This window comes from Roseinatronobacter bogoriensis DSM 18756 (genome assembly GCF_004366635.1).
Lineage (GTDB): Bacteria > Pseudomonadota > Alphaproteobacteria > Rhodobacterales > Rhodobacteraceae > Roseinatronobacter > Roseinatronobacter bogoriensis.
Genome location: NZ_SORN01000003.1, coordinates 132,669 through 148,265, shown reverse-complemented (window position 1 = coordinate 148,265; position 15,597 = coordinate 132,669). Strand labels below are relative to the sequence as shown.

The window sequence follows — 15,597 nt, the reverse complement described above, 5'->3', positions numbered from 1 at the left end:
GGGGCGCAGACATGTCAGAGGTTATCGCAAGCCCCAGCACGCGGCGCAAAGCCCTTGAGCAGGGCGTCGATATTGTCGCCCGCGCCCGCGCGTTGGGGCGCAAGACAATGGGACCGGAAGATCTGGGCGCATCCGCACCCGCCAGCGCGCCCGCGGGCGATACCAGCTACTGGGATGTGGACCATGCCGCCTATGGCCCTGTAACCCACGAGCCGATGAGCCGCTTTGCACAAGTCGCCGCCACCAATCTTGGCGCGGCCAATGCGCTGATTCCGCAAGTGACCCATCACGACCGCGCCGATCTGCGCGCGGTCAATACATTGCGCGAGACGCTGAAGCCCGAGGCACAGGCGCGCGGATTGAAACTGACAACGCTGGTCTTCCAGATTGCGGCGCTGGCACATTGCCTGCGCGCTTTTCCGCGCTTCAATGCATCCCTGTCCGCAGATGGGAAAACCCTGATCCTGAAGGACTATGTCCATATCGGCATCGCGGTGGACACACCCCACGGGCTTATGGTGCCTGTCATCCGCAATGCAGACACCAAAGGATTGTGGGAGATCGCTGCCGACCTGGCAGATTTGGCTGCCCGCGCGCAGGCACGCAAGATCAAACCCGACGAGATGGGCGGCGCGTCCATGACCATCAGCAATCTTGGCGGCATTGGTGGCATTGGCTTTACCCCGATCGTCAACCCGCCCGAACTGGCCATCCTTGGCATCACCCGGACCGAGATCGTCACCCAATGGGATGGCACCACCCCGCAACCCGTTCCCATGGCCCCGCTGGACCTGAGCTACGATCACCGCGCCCTCAATGGCGCAGATGCCGCAAGATTCATGAACCACCTTACACAGATCATCAAAGACCCGCGCCAGATGATGGTCTAAGGGGCGCAGGGCTTCAGGCCACAATTTCAGGGAAGGCGGCAATTGTCTGCTGGATGCACGGAAACCAAGCCCGAAAGCGCCGCCGGTCCTCGGGCGGGCATTCGGGCGGGTTCGTCTGCGTTTCCTGCCGCGTTGACTATCGAAGTGCCGCCGCTGCAAGGCCGGTCAATGGCTCTGGATAGACGCCAAGCAAAATGATCAGAGCAACCGATGCAACCATTGCTGTGCCGTCCACGCGGCTTAGTGGTATTTGCTCAACGGGCTTCTGCGGCGATGTGAAGATACGGATTGCAAACCTCATATAATAGGCAAACCCCAGCGTAGAGCCGATGACGGCAATGATCAGCGCGCCCCACGCCGCTTCCCCTGCGAGGCTGGAGAAGAGATAGAGCTTCGCGATAAACCCAAGGCTTGGCGGCAACCCTGCCAGTGACAAAAGCGCGATCCCAAGCGCGACGCCTGCAAGCGGATGCGACCAGACAAGGCCGCGCAAATCCTCCAGCCGGGTGGCCGAGCCAAGCAGCGCGGCCACAGCAAAGCCTGCGACAATGGCGGGCGCGTAGCTGGCGGCATAGATCAGCACCGTCTCGCCCATAAGCGGGCCACCGACAGAAAGCACCAGCGCCAGATAGCCGGAATGGGCCACACTGGAATAGCCAAGCATGCGCATCAGGTTGGTCTGGCGCAGCGCGGCCAGATTGCCCCAGACTACCGCCGCGGCCCCCGCCAACAACAACCCAAGCCCCCATATCTCGGGCGCGGGAATGGTCAGCCCAATTCTAAGCGCGGCAATGGCGACAGCAACCTTGGAAATTGCCCCTGCCAGTGCACCAACCGGCGCGGGTGCGCCTGCGAAAAGGTCAGGTGACCACATGTGAAACGGCACCAGCGCGAATTTGACCGCCAGCCCCACAAGCAGGAACGCCAGACCAATGGCGGCCACTGGTCCCCCAACCGACCAAGCATCAAATCGCAGGCTGCCAGAAGCCGCGAAGCCAAAGACCAGCCCCATCAACAGCGCCGCCGCCCCGACACCGGCAAGAAGAAACAGCTTGTATGCGGCCTCGACCGCCGTTTCGGTACGTGGCATCAGCGCCAATGCGACCATTGGAATGGTTGTCAGCTCCAGCCCCAGAAACAACGTCACACCATGATTGGCCGAAGCCAGGGCAGCACCGCCTGCCGCCGCGATGGCCACCAGCGCAGGCCCTTCGCGCCCTGTGCAAAAGCTGCGGGTGAAGGCCACGATCCCAAGCCCCGCTGAGGCCGCAAGAAGTGTGCCCAGCCGCGCAAGCACATCATCGGCCAGCAGCACGCTGAACGGCGCTTCGGGGCCATGCATCCGGGCCAGCACGATGACAACCGCCATCGCCATCGGTATCGCTGCGGCAAGGCGCACGCGTGGCATTGGTTGGATCGGGGCCAGGACCATTGCCAGCAGCGCCGCCAGCCCCAGAAGCGCAAGGGGCGCGATGGACCAGATTGTGCCGTCGGTCATGGCGCACCTACTCCCAGTGGCAACAATGCTGCGTCAACAGCGGGCCTTAGCCAGCCCACCAGCGTCTGGGGGAACAGGCCGAAAAACAATGTGCCAGCCCCCAATGCGATGATCGGCCACAATTCATGCGGTTTCAGGTCTTCGAAGGTTGCGGTGGCTGCTTTTGGTTTGCCAAAGACAATCGCGCCGATCAGCCGCGTCGCATAAAGGACCGAAACGATCAGCGACAGCAGCGCGATGGCCGCGAATGCCCAGTTGACCTGGAACATGCCGGTGATGACCAAGGCTTCGCCCAAGAAGTTTGCAGTGCCCGGCATTGCAAGAGCCGCAGCGAAGAACACTGCGAAGGATGTGGCAAAGGCTGGGGCCGTCTTTTGCAGCCCGCCAAGATCGCGCAAGTCGCGCGTACCGGTGCGTTGTTGCAAAGCCCCGATCAGCAGGAACAACGCCGAGGACGAGAAGGCATGCGCCACCATTTCAACCCCGGCCCCTGCCAGAGCGAAATGTACGCCCCCGCAAACCCCCATCAACACAATGCTCATGTGAGAGATCGAGGTATAGGCGATCAGGCGCTTCGCGTCGAACTGCCCACATGCAAGGATCGCCCCATAAAGCACACCGAACGCGCCCAGCGCCATGCCATAGGGCGCAAGCGCCATCAGCCCATCCGGGAACAGCAGCGGCGGAAAGCGGAACAGCCCGTAGGCCCCGGTCTTCAGCAGCAGCCCCGCCAGCAGGATCGAACCGGCTGTAGGGGCCTGCGTATGCGCATCAGGCAGCCAGGCATGGAAGGGCGGCACAGGCAGCTTGACCATAAAGGCCAGTGCAAAGCCCAGAAGCAACAGCACCTGCACCCATGTCGCATAGTCTGATTCTGCCAGTACGAAAGCGTCAAAGGTGATCTCGGGCGCGGTTGCCCCCATCCAGAACACTGCCGCCAACAGGCCAAGCCCTGCCACCGCGTTAAAGACCAGAAACTTCATTGCCGCGCTTTCCCGCTGGCCGTGGCCCCAAAGGCCGATCAACAGAAAGGCGGGGACAATCATCAACTCCCAGAAGAAAGCGAAAACCAGCAGGTCAAAGGACAGGAACACCCCATTGGCCGTGGCGATGGTCCAGCAGATGACCGCGTGATACATCGCCGAGCGATGCGTCACATGCCACGAGACAAAGACACATACGATGCCCAGCCCCGCCGAAATTGCCAGCATCGCCGCCGACAGCCCGTCCATCGCCAGCAATACCTGAATACCGAAAGAGGGCGCCCAGTCTATCCGGGTGAAGGCCAGCCAGCGGCCTGAGTCACCGTTCACGACGGAATAAAGCAGCACGACAAGCGTCAGCGCCATGACTGCGACTGTTCCCCAGCGCTCCATGTCGCGCCCGAAACGGGGCGCAAAGAGTACCGCAAGGCCACCAAAGAAGGGCAGCAGTATCTGTAAGCTCAACCCCATGTCATCCCCCATCCCAAAATTACGAGAACGCCAAGCCCAAAGGCGATCGCCATCACATATGTCCTGAGCCGACCCGTCTGTAACCGTCTGGCCCAGACGCCTGCGCGGCGCACCTCGCGCGTGCTGCGCATGGTCACCAGATCAAAGCGGTCGGGCACGAAAGGCGCAGTTACGACACGCGCCAGCCACAGCCCCAGATTGACCGTGGCGGTGCCCACCGGGTCGCCCATGCCACCATCTGTCCTGTCGGTTTCAGCCTCGTGGCTTGTGTCTTTCCGGGCATTTCGCCCGCTCAGCTTGTGCACCACGCGACGATAGGGCCGCACGAGGAAGGCATAATAGATTGCATCCATCTGCATCCCTGCGCGCAAACGGCGGGCGCGCTTGATCCGCGCCGACCAGACCGGGCTGAACGACACCACCACGGACCCGATCAGACCGGCTATCGCGGCCAAAGCGCCCATCACCTCGACCCCAAGGCCGGCATGTGGGACCGTTCCGCCCATTGTCCGCACGATCGGGCCGACAAGAAAGCTGCCAAGGACCGAAGCTGTGGCCAGAAAGATCAGGGGGCCCACGGCCAGCCAGTTTTCCTTGATTGCGGGCAGGGGTTCGACAGGGCTGCGCAGCGCAGACCAGACAGGACGGTAGGCGTAAACCCCGGTCAGTGCTGCTGACCCAAGTGCGACCAGCCACAGGAATTGGCCAAACGGGCCTGCCATGACTGCCGCGCCAAGGACGGCCTCTTTCGACCACCAGCCCGCCGACAGGATCGGAAAGCCCGCAAGTGCGGCCGCGCCCACCACATAGGTGGCAAAGCTGATCGGCGCAGCATAGGCGCTTCCGCGCAAGCGCCGGATCTCGGTTGTGCCACCGCTGGCATGGGACAACACGCCTGCCGACATGAACAGCAGTGACTTGAACAATGCGTGCACCACGAAATGCGCCATCGCAACACCCGGTGCGCCCATGCCCACCGCCAGCAGCATGAAGCCGATCTGACTGATCGAGGAATAGGCCAACAGCCGCTTGATATCGGTCTGCGCCACAGCGCAAAGCGCGCCAAACACCGCCGTTGCAACGCCTGCGATGGCGGTTGCGGCAGCAACGCCGGGATGCGCCTCTATCAGCGGGGCAAAGCGGATCAGCAGAATCGCGCCTGCGGCCACCATCGTCGCCGAGTGCAAAAGTGCGGAAACCGGTGTTGGCCCGGCCATTGCCGTGGGCAACCATGTCTGAAACGGCAGCTGAGCGGATTTGCCCAGCGCGCCCACCAGCAGCAACACTGCGATCACTACCGCGCGCTGTTCAGGTGCCGCCAGACCCGCCGGGATCAGATCGGCAATCCGCACTGAGGTCGCTTCGAGGAAAAGCAAAAGCAAACCCGCCAGCAACGCGGCATCCGCGATACGTGTCATCACGAAGGCCTTGCGACCGGCGGCAAAGGCACGTGGCGAATTCATGTTGTAGGAGATCAGGAAGAACGAACACAGCCCCATCAACTCCCACCCAAGGAAGAACACGATGCTGTCCGCTGCCATGACCACTGACAACATGCCCGCCAGAAAGAGGTTCATCAGCGCAAAGAAGCGGCGCAGGTCAGCGACACGCGCCGAAGCCATGTAATCCGCCGCATAGATCATCACGCAACTGGCGACTACAGTCACTGTCAGTGCTGCAATGGCGCTAAGCGCGTCAAGCTGCATCGCCAGCGCGACCTCGAACTGGCCGAAATTCAGGGTGAAGGCAGGGGCGATCGTATCGCCAATACTGCCCGCGAAATAGCCCAGCGCGACAGGCAGAAACAAAACCAAGGGCGCAATGCCTGCGGCCAAGGCCACAGCCATAACCGCCCGGCGTTCCAGTCGATACGGGTCCAGCGCCAGTAACAAGAACCCGCCCAGCGGTGGCAACGGCACCAGCAAAAGGAAGTAAGCAAGCATGTGTCTACCCCCTCAACCTGTGTGCAAGATCGCTATCGCCGCCTGTCGCGCGGCGCATGTGCAGATAGATCGCCAGACCCAGCGCGACTTCGGCTGCGGCCAGCCCCAGCACCATCAGGAACATGCCTGTGCCTTCGACCGAACCGTGATAGGCCCCGACAGCAACAAAGCCCAATGCCGGGCCTGACAGCATGATTTCCAGCGAAATAAGCTGCATCAGAATGGTGCGCCGCGCCGCGACCCCGAAGAGGCCCGCAAAGAACAACCCCGCCGAGAGCACCAGCAGAATATTGAGTGGTGTCATTCCCGCCCCCTTTCGCGCAAGCGTGGGCCAAGGCTGCGGCCCAGATGGCGCACACCGATCATGCCTGCAATAAGCATCAGCGCGACCAGTTCGGTGGCCACCCCCCAATCGCCAAACAGCAACAGACCCAATTCTCTGGTATCAGCGGCAGCGGGTGCGCCCGCGTCCATAGCCCCCCCGCCAATGCCAAACAGGATCGGAATCACGCTTAACCCGACAAAGAGCGCGGGCCAGCGCCACGCGCTGCGCAAAAGCTTGCGTTCATGCGCCATCGCCGTCTCGCTTGCGTCTACGGTCATCACCACAAAGACGAATACGGCCACGACCGCGCCCGCATAGATCAGCAGCTGGATAACACCCGCGAAATTCGCCGACATGGCAAAGAACGCGGCCCCCAGCGCCAGAAGTGAGGCCAGCAGCAACAACAGCGCATGCACCGCCGAGGCCCGTGTGACCGACAGAACCGCTGCCGCTAAGGCCAGCGTTGCCGCCCATATCGCAAATCCCCAACTCATGGTGTCAGATCCTTCAGGTTGACGGGGGCGTTTCGCGCGCCGGTTTGGTCGGCCTCTGCCGCCTTGCCTGCGACCGCCCAATAGCTGTAGCCCGCCTGCTTGCCCTGCCCCGCGATCAGCAGATCTTCCTTGTCGTGGATCAGCCCTTCGCGGGTGTAATCGGCAGTCTCGAAATCGGGGGTAAGCTGGATTGCCTGCGTCGGGCAGGCTTCCTCGCAATAGCCGCAAAAGATGCAGCGCGCGAAATTGATGCGGAAGGTCTCGGGATACCAGCGCCCTTCTTCAGTTTCGGCCTTGACCACGTCAATGCAATCGACCGGGCAGGCCACCGAACACAGGTTGCAGGCCACGCAACGTTCCTGCCCGTCAGGGTCGCGCGTCAGCACGATCCGGGCGCGGTAGCGCGCGGGCAAGTCCGGCTTCACCTCCGGGTATTGCTCTGTGTATTTCGGGGCAGTCAGCTTGCGGCCAACGCGCCAAAGGCTGTCGAAAAGTCCCTTCATCCCGGACGCCCTCCGATCATCACGACCAGCGCACCGGTCAGCAGCAGATTGACCAGCGCCAGCGGCAGGCCCCATTTCCACGCAAAGCCAACCAGTTGGTCATAGCGCGGGCGCGGCAGGATCGCCCGTATCCAGATAAAGGCCAGCGCCAGCGCCCCGACCTTCAGCCCGAACCAGATCGGCCCCGGCAGCACCGGCCCCAGCCAGCCACCGAAGAACAGCGTCACCGCCAACGCGGAAACCAGAATGACCGCCAGATATTCGCCAAGGAAAAACAGCGCGAAACTCATGCCGGAATATTCGGTCATGAAACCCGCAACCAGATCTTGCTCGGATTCCTGCAAATCAAAAGGCAGACGGTGCGCTGCCGCAATCCCGGCCAGCAGGAACAGCGCGCAGCCGACCGGTTGCAAGATGAAGAACCACACCCCGCTTTGCGCCTCGACGATCTGGCCAAGGCTCAGGGATCCGGCCAGCATCACCACGCCCATCAGCGACAGGCCGAAAAACGCCTCATAGGACAGCATCTGCGCCGCCGCGCGCAAGCCGCCCAAGAGTGCATAGCGATTGTGTGACGCCCAGGCCCCCAGCACCATCGCATAGACCGTCAGCGCCAGCATCGCGAGGATGAAAATCACACCCATATCCAGCGCGGCAAGGCTCAGGTTCGGGCCAAAAGCCACCACGCCGAAGCCTGCCAGCACCGGGATCGCGGCCAGCGCCGGGGCCAGCCGGAAAGTGATCGCATCGCCCCCCGGGGGCACTTCGTCTTCCTTGGTCAGCAGTTTGACCGTATCGGCCACCCATTGCAGGAAGCCGAAAGGCCCGACCCGGTTGGGGCCAAGGCGTTCTTGCAAGAAGCCAAGCCCCCGACGCTCGACCCAGGTAAAGACCCCGGCTGCCACCAGAAGCGCCATGATCAGAATGACCGAAAAAAGGGTTATGAGGGCGATGCTCATTCTTGCTGCCTCCCGATCTTGATACGGCGGCCAAGATTGCGCGGCGCGACCCGGCCTGCCGACAGGCCGACATGACCGCGCGGGATTGCGGTATCTATGCGCAGGGCCGTGCCAACAGCTTGCCCGTCAAGGGTTAACGCCATGTTTTCGTTCAGATGCAGGCGCTGCGCGTCCTCTGGGTGCAGGACGATCTGCGCCTCCTCGTAACGCTGCGCGAGAAATTCCGCGCGGCGACCAACCTCATCCCCGACAAAGGGATCGTGCAGCGCCAGCGGGATCAGCCCCTCGCCTGTCAGGGCAAAGGCAGGCGCGGCATCCGGCCCGACAAAACCCGTCAGAACATCAACGCCCGGATCGCCCGCTTTCAGCGCGCCACCATTGGCCACAGTAACAAACGGCGCGGCAGAGGCTGAATGCAGCCCGGCAACGGCATAACTCGTGCGCAGCGCAGGCGGCACCTCTGCGCCCTGCACCCCTTCCATCGAAAAGGCCAGCGCGCTGTCGCCATCGGTTTGCGGGGCATGGCGGATCACGCCGCCGGTCTGGTCATGCGCCGTGCGCCCTGCCTGTCGCCATCCGGCCCGCGCCACAGCGCCCAGCGGCAGGCGGCTCGCTGCATCCGGGGCCGCGTCGCGTGCGCCCGCCAGTTGCGGCAGCGCCAGTGCCATAGCGGACAACACATCATCAAGGTTCTGCCAGTCCGGCGCAATCGGCGCGAGCGCGGTAGTCACCCGCCATGCAGGCAGTAGCGCAGTCGGATAGGCCGCGAAGCGACGCTGCGCGCGGCCCTCATGGTTGACGACCGTTCCCGCCGCTTCCGCCCAATCGGCCACTGGCAGAAGGATCGTTGCGCGCTCCGTCAACCGCGTGGCGTGGCTGTCCAGAACGATGACAGTATCTGCGGTGTCCAGCAGACGGTCCACCAACGTCGGGTCGGCGCGTTCGGCCAGATCCGCCTCGGCGATGATTAAAGTGCGGGCTGCGCCACTTTCAACTGCGGCCAGCGCGCCTTCCAGCCCGTCAAGACCGCTTAGCGCAAGGCCCATAGAATTGACCTCGGGCGGGAACAGGAACAAGCGCGCGCGCCCGGTCAGGGCCGCCGCAATCGCGGCAATCGCCTCCAGTATCTCGGGCCGCCCAGCGCCAAAGCCCGCGATCAGCGCCGGGGCCTTGGCCTGCGCCAGCGCATCGGCTATGGCCTGCGCCTCGGATGCGGCATCTTCGCCGCGCAGCGCGGCCGCGATGGCATGGCCGAACGCCGCGATCTCGTCCGGGGCGCGGCGCAGGGGCCATGCGGCGATGTCATCCAGCGCATCGGGCAGCACCGTGACCAGCGCAATGGGGCTGCGCCGCCCCTCGCCCGCCACCCGCGCGGCATTGTCGAGCCAGTCTGGCACGCCCTTCTCCCCCGCCAGCGCAAGGGCGGCATTCCGCGCCATCTGGCGCAGCTCAAGGGCTGCGCGCGGGGCCGTGCCGGTCAGATCCTCACCCAGAACCAACGCCGCGTCGCAATGCTCCAGCGTATGCAGCGGCTGTGCGCCGTGCTGCGCCAAAAGCCCCGCCATGCGCGCGACACTGCCCATCTCGACCTGCGGGACCGCGGCGAAAAGCCGCTCCGCGCCGACCAGATGGCGCAGGGCAAAGACCGTCTCCAATGTCGCGCGGGGCGAGGCGATGGCAACCGCGCCAGCCTTGATCGCGCGGCGTGCTGCTTCAATCGCGGCGTCCTGCGCCACAGGTTCTGCGCTGATCTGCGGCGCGTGCAGACGCGCGCCTTCGGGCAGATGCAGCGCGCCAAACCGGCCTCGGTCACACAGGAAATGCCCGTTGACCGCACCGTTATAGCGGTTTTGCAACCGCCGCAGGCGCCCGCCACGTTCAGCGGCAAAGATATTGCAGCCGACCGAACATTGTGTGCAGATCGACGGTGTTGCCGCCATGTCCCATTTGCGCGCATAGTCGCGCGACCAGCCCTTGTCATTGAACACGCCAGTCGGGCAGACCTCGGCCAGATTGCCCGCGAAGGGGCTGTCAAGCGGGCCATCCTCATAGCGCCCGAAATACACCCGGTCATGCGCGCCCATCACATCCAGATCACGCCCACCCGCATAGCCGCGATAGAACCGCGTGCAGCGATAGCAGGCGATGCAGCGATTCATCTCATGCGTCAGCAGCGGCCCCAGATCCTGATTGCTATGCGTGCGCTTGGGGCCGTCATAGCGGCGTTTGTGATGGCCGCTGGCCACGGTCATATCTTGCAGATGACACGCGCCACCCTCTTCGCACACGGCGCAATCATGGGGGTGGCTGCGCATCAGCCATTCGATGACATGCGCGCGCATCTCGGCGGCTTCCGGGTCGGCAATACTGACGCGCTGGCCCTCGGTCGCAGGGGTCATGCAGGCCATCTCGATGCGGCCTTCGCGGTCTTCCGGGCCGTCATGGACACGCACCGCGCACAGCCTGCACGCGCCGACCGAGCCAAGCGCGTCATGCCAGCAGAAATGCGGGATCTGCACGCCTTCGTGCGTACAGGCCGACAGCAGATCCTGCCCCGGTGCCACCTCAAGCGCCTTGCCATCAACCTCTATGCGGATGCGGGTCATGCGGCGCTCCTTCCATATTCGCGTGCGATGGGGCAGCACCCTTCGCGCACATGGGCCTCGAACAGATCGCCAAACCGGGCCAGACCCGAACCGAGTGGGGCCATCGCGCCGCCCATCAGGTCGCAGAAGGTCCGTCCGCGCGGGCCAGCGATAGCGACCGTCTCGCGCAGCACATCGAGGTCTTCCATCCGGCCCTCGCCGCGCTCCAGACGCATCATGATCTGCGCCACCCAGGGCAGACCATCGCGGCAGGGCGTGCACCAGCCACAGCTTTCACGCGCATAAAACGCCATATGCCGCGCGATCACTGCCAGCGGGCAGGCGGATTGATCCAGCACGATCATTGTGCCGGTGCCGAACATGCTGCCCGCCTTCGCGACATTGCCGAAATCCAGCGGCACATCGAGCGCGTCAGGCTCCAGAAAGCCCGAGGCGCCGCCACCGGGCTGGAAACACCGCAAGACGCCAGTGCCTGACACCCCGCCCGCCTGTTCGATCAACTCACCCGCCGGGGTGCCCATCGGGGCCTCGATAATGCCGGGGCGATTGACACGGCCCGACACGCCGAAAACCTTCGTGCCGCCCTCCTCGGTGCGCGACAGGGCGCGGAACCACTGCGCGCCATTGGCCACGATATGCGACACGCAGGACACGGTTTCGACATTGTTGACCGTCGTCGGTCGCCCCCACAGCCCCGATTGCGCCGGAAAGGGCGGGCGTTTGCGCGGCACGGCGCGCTTACCTTCCAGCGCCTCGATCAGCGCGGTTTCCTCGCCCACAATATAGCGGCCCGCCGAGGGGTGGACCCACATCTTTACGTCAAAGCCCGAGCCCAGAACGTTGCGGCCCAAATAGCCGGCTGCTTCCGCCTCGGCGATGGCGCGAGTGACATTGGCGATTGCGTCGCGATATGCGTCGCGGATCAACACGATGATCTCGCTGGAGTGGGTCGCATAGGCCGCAAGGATCGCACCTTCGATCAGCTGATGCGGCACCGCTTCAAGCAAGATACGGTCCTTGAAGGCACCCGGCTCCATCTCGTCGCCATTGACGATGAAGTAGGACGGCCCATCGCCGGGCGACTGGCCGGGCTTGGGCATGAATCGCCATTTCTTCGCCGCCGGAAACCCTGCGCCGCCGCGCCCGTTGAGATTGGCGTCATCAACCATGTCGAGCACTTGTTCGGGGCTGAGTGCCTTCAGCCCGCGCTCCACTGCCGCATAGCCCCCAAGCTTGCGCCATTCTTCCAGCGTGTGGGGACTACGGTCAGGGCGCGCACGCCCGGTCAGGGGTTTGTGCTCATTCATAGCGCGGCCTCCCCCAATATCTCGTCGATGGTTTCGGGCGTCAGGGGACCGACCAGCTTGCGGTCGCGCCCGATCACGGCCGCAGGCGCGTGGTCACAGCCCCCCACACAGCAGATATTGATCAGCGTGTATTTTCCGTCCGGCGTGGTCTGGCCAAAGCCGATGCCCAGCCGCGCCATGACTGCATCGCGCACGTCTTCGCCACCGTTCAGATAGCAGGACGCACCGTCGCAAAGCAGGATCAGCCGCTCACCCACGGGCTGACGAAAGATCAGGCTGTAGAAGGTCGCGATATCTTCCATCTCGGCGGTCGTCACGCCCAGCAGGGCCGCCGCTTCTTCCAGATGCGCATCACAGACCCAACCATGAGCCTGCTGGATCATGCGCAGCGATTCAAGCATCGCGGCGCGCGGGCCGCCATGATGATCCATCGCATGGGTAATCTCGGAACGAAGATCGGCTGAAAGGGTCATTTGTCCACATCCGACATGACATGATCGATTGAAGCGAGGTAGATAACGAAATCGGCGACCGTCATGCCCGGTGCCACCTCGGCGATGGGTTGGAGATTGGCGAAACTCGGCGTGCGGATACGGGTGCGATAGCTGCGCCCATCCCCGTCCGAGATGATGGAATACTGCGTGAAACCACGCGCAGATTCGACCTGCCCTGTTGCCTCGCCCACGGGTACGTGCGTGCCGTAAGCCGTACCGCTGAAATGGTGGATCAGCGTTTCGATATCTTGCAGCGTGTTGCCGCGCGGTGGCGGAAAGGCCAGCGGATGATCGGCCTTGATCGGACCTGTAGGCATATTTTCGAGGCATTGGCGAATGATCTTGAGGCTCTCGCGCATTTCCTGCGCGCGCACCCATGTGCGCGCATAGCAATCGCCCTCGGTCCGCGTCGGCACATCAAAATCATAATTTTCATAGCCCGAATAGGGCCGCAGCTTGCGCATGTCCCACGCCAGCCCTGCCGCGCGCAGATGCGGTCCGGTGACGGAGTATTTCAGACAGGTCTCGACCCCGTAGCGCGCCACGCCTTGCGTGCGGATGCGGAACAGTTCGGAATTCATCGCCTGCCGCTCGTAATCATCCAGCCGTGCGGGCATCCAGTCGAGGAAGTCGCGCACCAGTCCTTGCCAGCCGGCAGGAAGGTCCATTGCCACGCCACCGATGCGGAAAAACGCCGGATGCATGCGTGCGCCGGTGATCGCCTGAATGACCTTATAGGCGCGTTCGCGGTCAACGAACATATAAAAGACCGGCGACATCGCGCCCGTGTCCTGCGCCAATGTGCCGTAAAACAATAGGTGCGAGGTGATGCGGAAGAATTCCGACAGCATCACGCGGATACATTGCGCCCGCGCTGGCACCTCGATCCCGCAAAGCTGCTCGACCGCCAGAAGATAGGGCATTTCCGAGATTACGCCGCCCAGATAGTCGATCCGGTCAGTATAGGGGATGAAGCCATGCCACGTCTGGCGTTCGGCCATCTTCTCGGCGCCGCGATGGTGATACCCGATATCGGGATAGGCCCAGACGATTTCCTCGCCATCCAGCCCCAGCAGGATGCGGAATACCCCATGTGTGGACGGGTGATGCGGGCCGAAATTCAGCACCATCAATTCCACGCCGTCGCGCTGTAGCGGCAGGCCAAGCGCTTCGGGGTCAAGCTGGTTCGCGGCTTCGGTCGCGTTGAAGCTTTCGCGCGTCATCACGAACGGGTCTTTTTCGGTTGCGCGGGCATGATGGGACTTGCGCAGCGGGTGGCCCTGCCAATCCTGCGGCATCAGGATGCGGCGATGGCTGTCGCGCCCGTCGAAGCGGATGCCGAACATGTCCCAGGCCTCGCGCTCGTACCAGTCCGCACCGGGGTAGACCCCCGTCAGCGTGGGTGCGCGTGGCGCATCAGTGTCACAAGCACATTTCAGCCGTATATCGCTGTTACGCTCTATTGAGATCAGATGACTCGCCAGCGTCACCCCCGAAGCGGGCTGCCCGCCGCGATGCTGGCGCGCGGTCTCGTCAATGCCCCAAAGATCGGCCAGCAGCGTATAGGGCTGCGGCACCGTATCGCGCAGATGGGCATGCACACGAAGCCATGCCTCTGGCGTGACCCAAAGCACGGGGAAGCCTTCGCCCGTGCCCTGTTCGGTCACGATCGCATCTCCGAAGCGCGCGCGCAGGCTGGCAACGGGATCGTCGGCCGCCGGGGCGGCCTTGACATGCGGGGCGGCGCTGGTCATGGGGCCTCCGGATCATCAAGGCGGGTGATAGAGGTGCGGTCCAGATGCCGGATCGTCTTGCGCGGTTGCGGGTCAAAGGCTGCGGACGCATCCCCCAATGTAATGCCAAGCGGGCGGCGCTGCGTTCCTGCCTTTTGTTGCAGCAGGATCATGGCATCAAGCAGCTGTTCGGGGCGCGGCGGGCAGCCGGGGATATAGACATCGACGGGAAGAAAGCTGTCGACACCCTGCACCACGGAATAGATGTCATACATCCCCCCCGAATTGGCGCAGGCCCCCATCGAGATCACCCAGCGCGGCTCTCGCATCTGTTCATAAAGGCGCTTCAGCGGGGCGGCCATCTTGGTGAACACAGTTCCCGACACGATCAGCAGATCGGCCTGACGCGGGGTGGAACGGATGACCTCTGCCCCGAAACGCGCCTGATCGAAAACCGGCGTGAGCGCTGTGGCCATTTCCACATAGCAGCATGACAGGCCGAAATTGAACGGCCATAGGCTGTTTTTGCGCGACCATGCAACCAGATCATCAAGACGCGCGAACATCTGCCCCTGCGCCATCGCTACACCGGGCGGCAATTCAAAACGTGGCGTGGTCATCCTGCGCCCTCCGGCTTTGCAGACCCTTCTGGCCGCGCACCCACATCCAGCGCCCCGTCGAGCCACAGATAAAGCAACGCCAACAACAACGCGCCGATGAAGATCCCAGCCGCGACCAGCCCGGCTGTGCCTGCCTCCACAGCGGTCAGCGCCCAAGTGTAAAGAAGTGCCGCTTCAAAATCGAAAATGACGAAAAAGGCTGCGATCTGGAAGTATGACGCAGGAACCGGCGCATTGGCGGCAGCGTCAGCTGGCGCACCGCTTTCATAGACGCCCCAGCGGTCTTTTGCCCGCCCCGGAGTTCGCAGCAGCTTCGCCACGCCCATCACCGCAGCCACTGTCAGAATCGCGGCCACCACATGAATCGCGAGCGCGGTTCGTGGGTCCAAACCAAACAATGCCTCCGTCACTTCGCGCTCCTTTTTCGAGAAGTCTCACGGGGAAAAGACTTGCGCTCTCCGCGAGGTCAGCTTGGCTTGAATGACAGGTCTCCAATGGCCGCACGTTGACCCAGATCAAATTAAGTTACTGAAACTTTGGTAAAATTTGGCACACAAAGGTATACCAGAAGCGCATTCGCGGCGTTTTGGCGTTCTGCTTTCAGTTGATTTTTGGGTGGTATCACAGTGCTTCAAAGATGTGCGCGCCAGATCGCCCGGGTGACCGGGACGGACTGAAAACGACAAGAGAACGGAACCTGATCTGGCAGAAAACTTGCCGTGTCTGAAACGACATGAATGGCTTGCAGAAATTGCTACGCTTGCCCCGCAT

The 15,597-nt window shown here is 63.1% G+C and carries 14 protein-coding genes; 1 reads left to right on the top strand and 13 read right to left on the bottom strand.

Features of this window, described 5'->3' with window-relative positions:
* Positions 1-11: 11 nt before the first annotated feature.
* Positions 12-890, top strand: a complete 879-nt coding sequence (locus EV660_RS08940) for a 2-oxo acid dehydrogenase subunit E2 (RefSeq protein ID WP_071479822.1) — start codon at positions 12-14, stop codon at positions 888-890.
* A 136-nt stretch (positions 891-1,026) separates the two neighbouring features.
* On the opposite strand, the gene EV660_RS08935 is transcribed toward EV660_RS08940, so the two are convergent.
* The 13 genes from EV660_RS08935 to EV660_RS08875 are packed head-to-tail and all read right to left on the bottom strand — an operon-like array spanning position 1,027 to position 15,236.
* Positions 1,027-2,388 carry an NADH-quinone oxidoreductase subunit N gene (locus EV660_RS08935; protein ID WP_071479823.1) on the bottom strand — a complete coding sequence of 454 codons (1,362 nt, stop codon included), beginning with the start codon at positions 2,386-2,388 and terminating at the stop codon, positions 1,027-1,029.
* Positions 2,385-3,842 (bottom strand): complex I subunit 4 family protein, encoded by a 1,458-nt coding sequence (locus EV660_RS08930; protein WP_071481915.1) that lies wholly within the window; start codon positions 3,840-3,842, stop codon positions 2,385-2,387. The genes EV660_RS08935 and EV660_RS08930 overlap by 4 nt, the downstream gene beginning before the upstream one ends.
* The gene (locus tag EV660_RS08925) at positions 3,833-5,785 is read right to left on the bottom strand and encodes an NADH-quinone oxidoreductase subunit 5 family protein (RefSeq protein ID WP_071479824.1); all 1,953 of its coding nucleotides are present in this window, start codon (positions 5,783-5,785) and stop codon (positions 3,833-3,835) included. The genes EV660_RS08930 and EV660_RS08925 overlap by 10 nt, the downstream gene beginning before the upstream one ends.
* 4 nt (positions 5,786-5,789) lie before the next feature.
* A complete protein-coding gene (nuoK, locus tag EV660_RS08920; protein ID WP_071479825.1) occupies positions 5,790-6,089 on the bottom strand; it encodes an NADH-quinone oxidoreductase subunit NuoK in 300 nt (99 codons plus the stop codon).
* Positions 6,086-6,604, bottom strand: a complete 519-nt coding sequence (locus EV660_RS08915; RefSeq protein WP_071479826.1) for an NADH-quinone oxidoreductase subunit J family protein — start codon at positions 6,602-6,604, stop codon at positions 6,086-6,088. The genes nuoK and EV660_RS08915 overlap by 4 nt, the downstream gene beginning before the upstream one ends.
* On the bottom strand, positions 6,601-7,107 hold the full coding sequence (gene nuoI / locus EV660_RS08910; RefSeq protein WP_071479827.1) for an NADH-quinone oxidoreductase subunit NuoI: 507 nt from the start codon (positions 7,105-7,107) through the stop codon (positions 6,601-6,603). Before nuoI ends, EV660_RS08915 begins: the two co-directional genes overlap by 4 nt.
* A complete protein-coding gene (gene nuoH, locus EV660_RS08905) occupies positions 7,104-8,066 on the bottom strand; it encodes an NADH-quinone oxidoreductase subunit NuoH (protein ID WP_071479828.1) in 963 nt (320 codons plus the stop codon). Before nuoH ends, nuoI begins: the two co-directional genes overlap by 4 nt.
* A complete protein-coding gene (gene nuoG, locus EV660_RS08900) occupies positions 8,063-10,672 on the bottom strand; it encodes an NADH-quinone oxidoreductase subunit NuoG (RefSeq protein ID WP_071479829.1) in 2,610 nt (869 codons plus the stop codon). Before nuoG ends, nuoH begins: the two co-directional genes overlap by 4 nt.
* A complete protein-coding gene (locus EV660_RS08895) occupies positions 10,669-11,979 on the bottom strand; it encodes a complex I 51 kDa subunit family protein (RefSeq protein ID WP_071479830.1) in 1,311 nt (436 codons plus the stop codon). The genes nuoG and EV660_RS08895 overlap by 4 nt, the downstream gene beginning before the upstream one ends.
* Complete coding sequence (gene nuoE, locus EV660_RS08890) at positions 11,976-12,452, bottom strand: NADH-quinone oxidoreductase subunit NuoE (RefSeq protein WP_071479831.1); 477 nt, start codon at positions 12,450-12,452, stop codon at positions 11,976-11,978. Before nuoE ends, EV660_RS08895 begins: the two co-directional genes overlap by 4 nt.
* On the bottom strand, positions 12,449-14,227 hold the full coding sequence (nuoC, locus tag EV660_RS08885; RefSeq protein WP_071479832.1) for an NADH-quinone oxidoreductase subunit C/D: 1,779 nt from the start codon (positions 14,225-14,227) through the stop codon (positions 12,449-12,451). The genes nuoE and nuoC overlap by 4 nt, the downstream gene beginning before the upstream one ends.
* Positions 14,224-14,826: an NADH-quinone oxidoreductase subunit B gene (locus EV660_RS08880; RefSeq protein ID WP_071479833.1), complete on the bottom strand. Its 603-nt coding sequence runs from the start codon at positions 14,824-14,826 to the stop codon at positions 14,224-14,226. Before EV660_RS08880 ends, nuoC begins: the two co-directional genes overlap by 4 nt.
* On the bottom strand, positions 14,823-15,236 hold the full coding sequence (locus EV660_RS08875; protein WP_071479834.1) for an NADH-quinone oxidoreductase subunit A: 414 nt from the start codon (positions 15,234-15,236) through the stop codon (positions 14,823-14,825). The genes EV660_RS08880 and EV660_RS08875 overlap by 4 nt, the downstream gene beginning before the upstream one ends.
* Between the last annotated feature and the right edge of the window lie 361 nt (positions 15,237-15,597).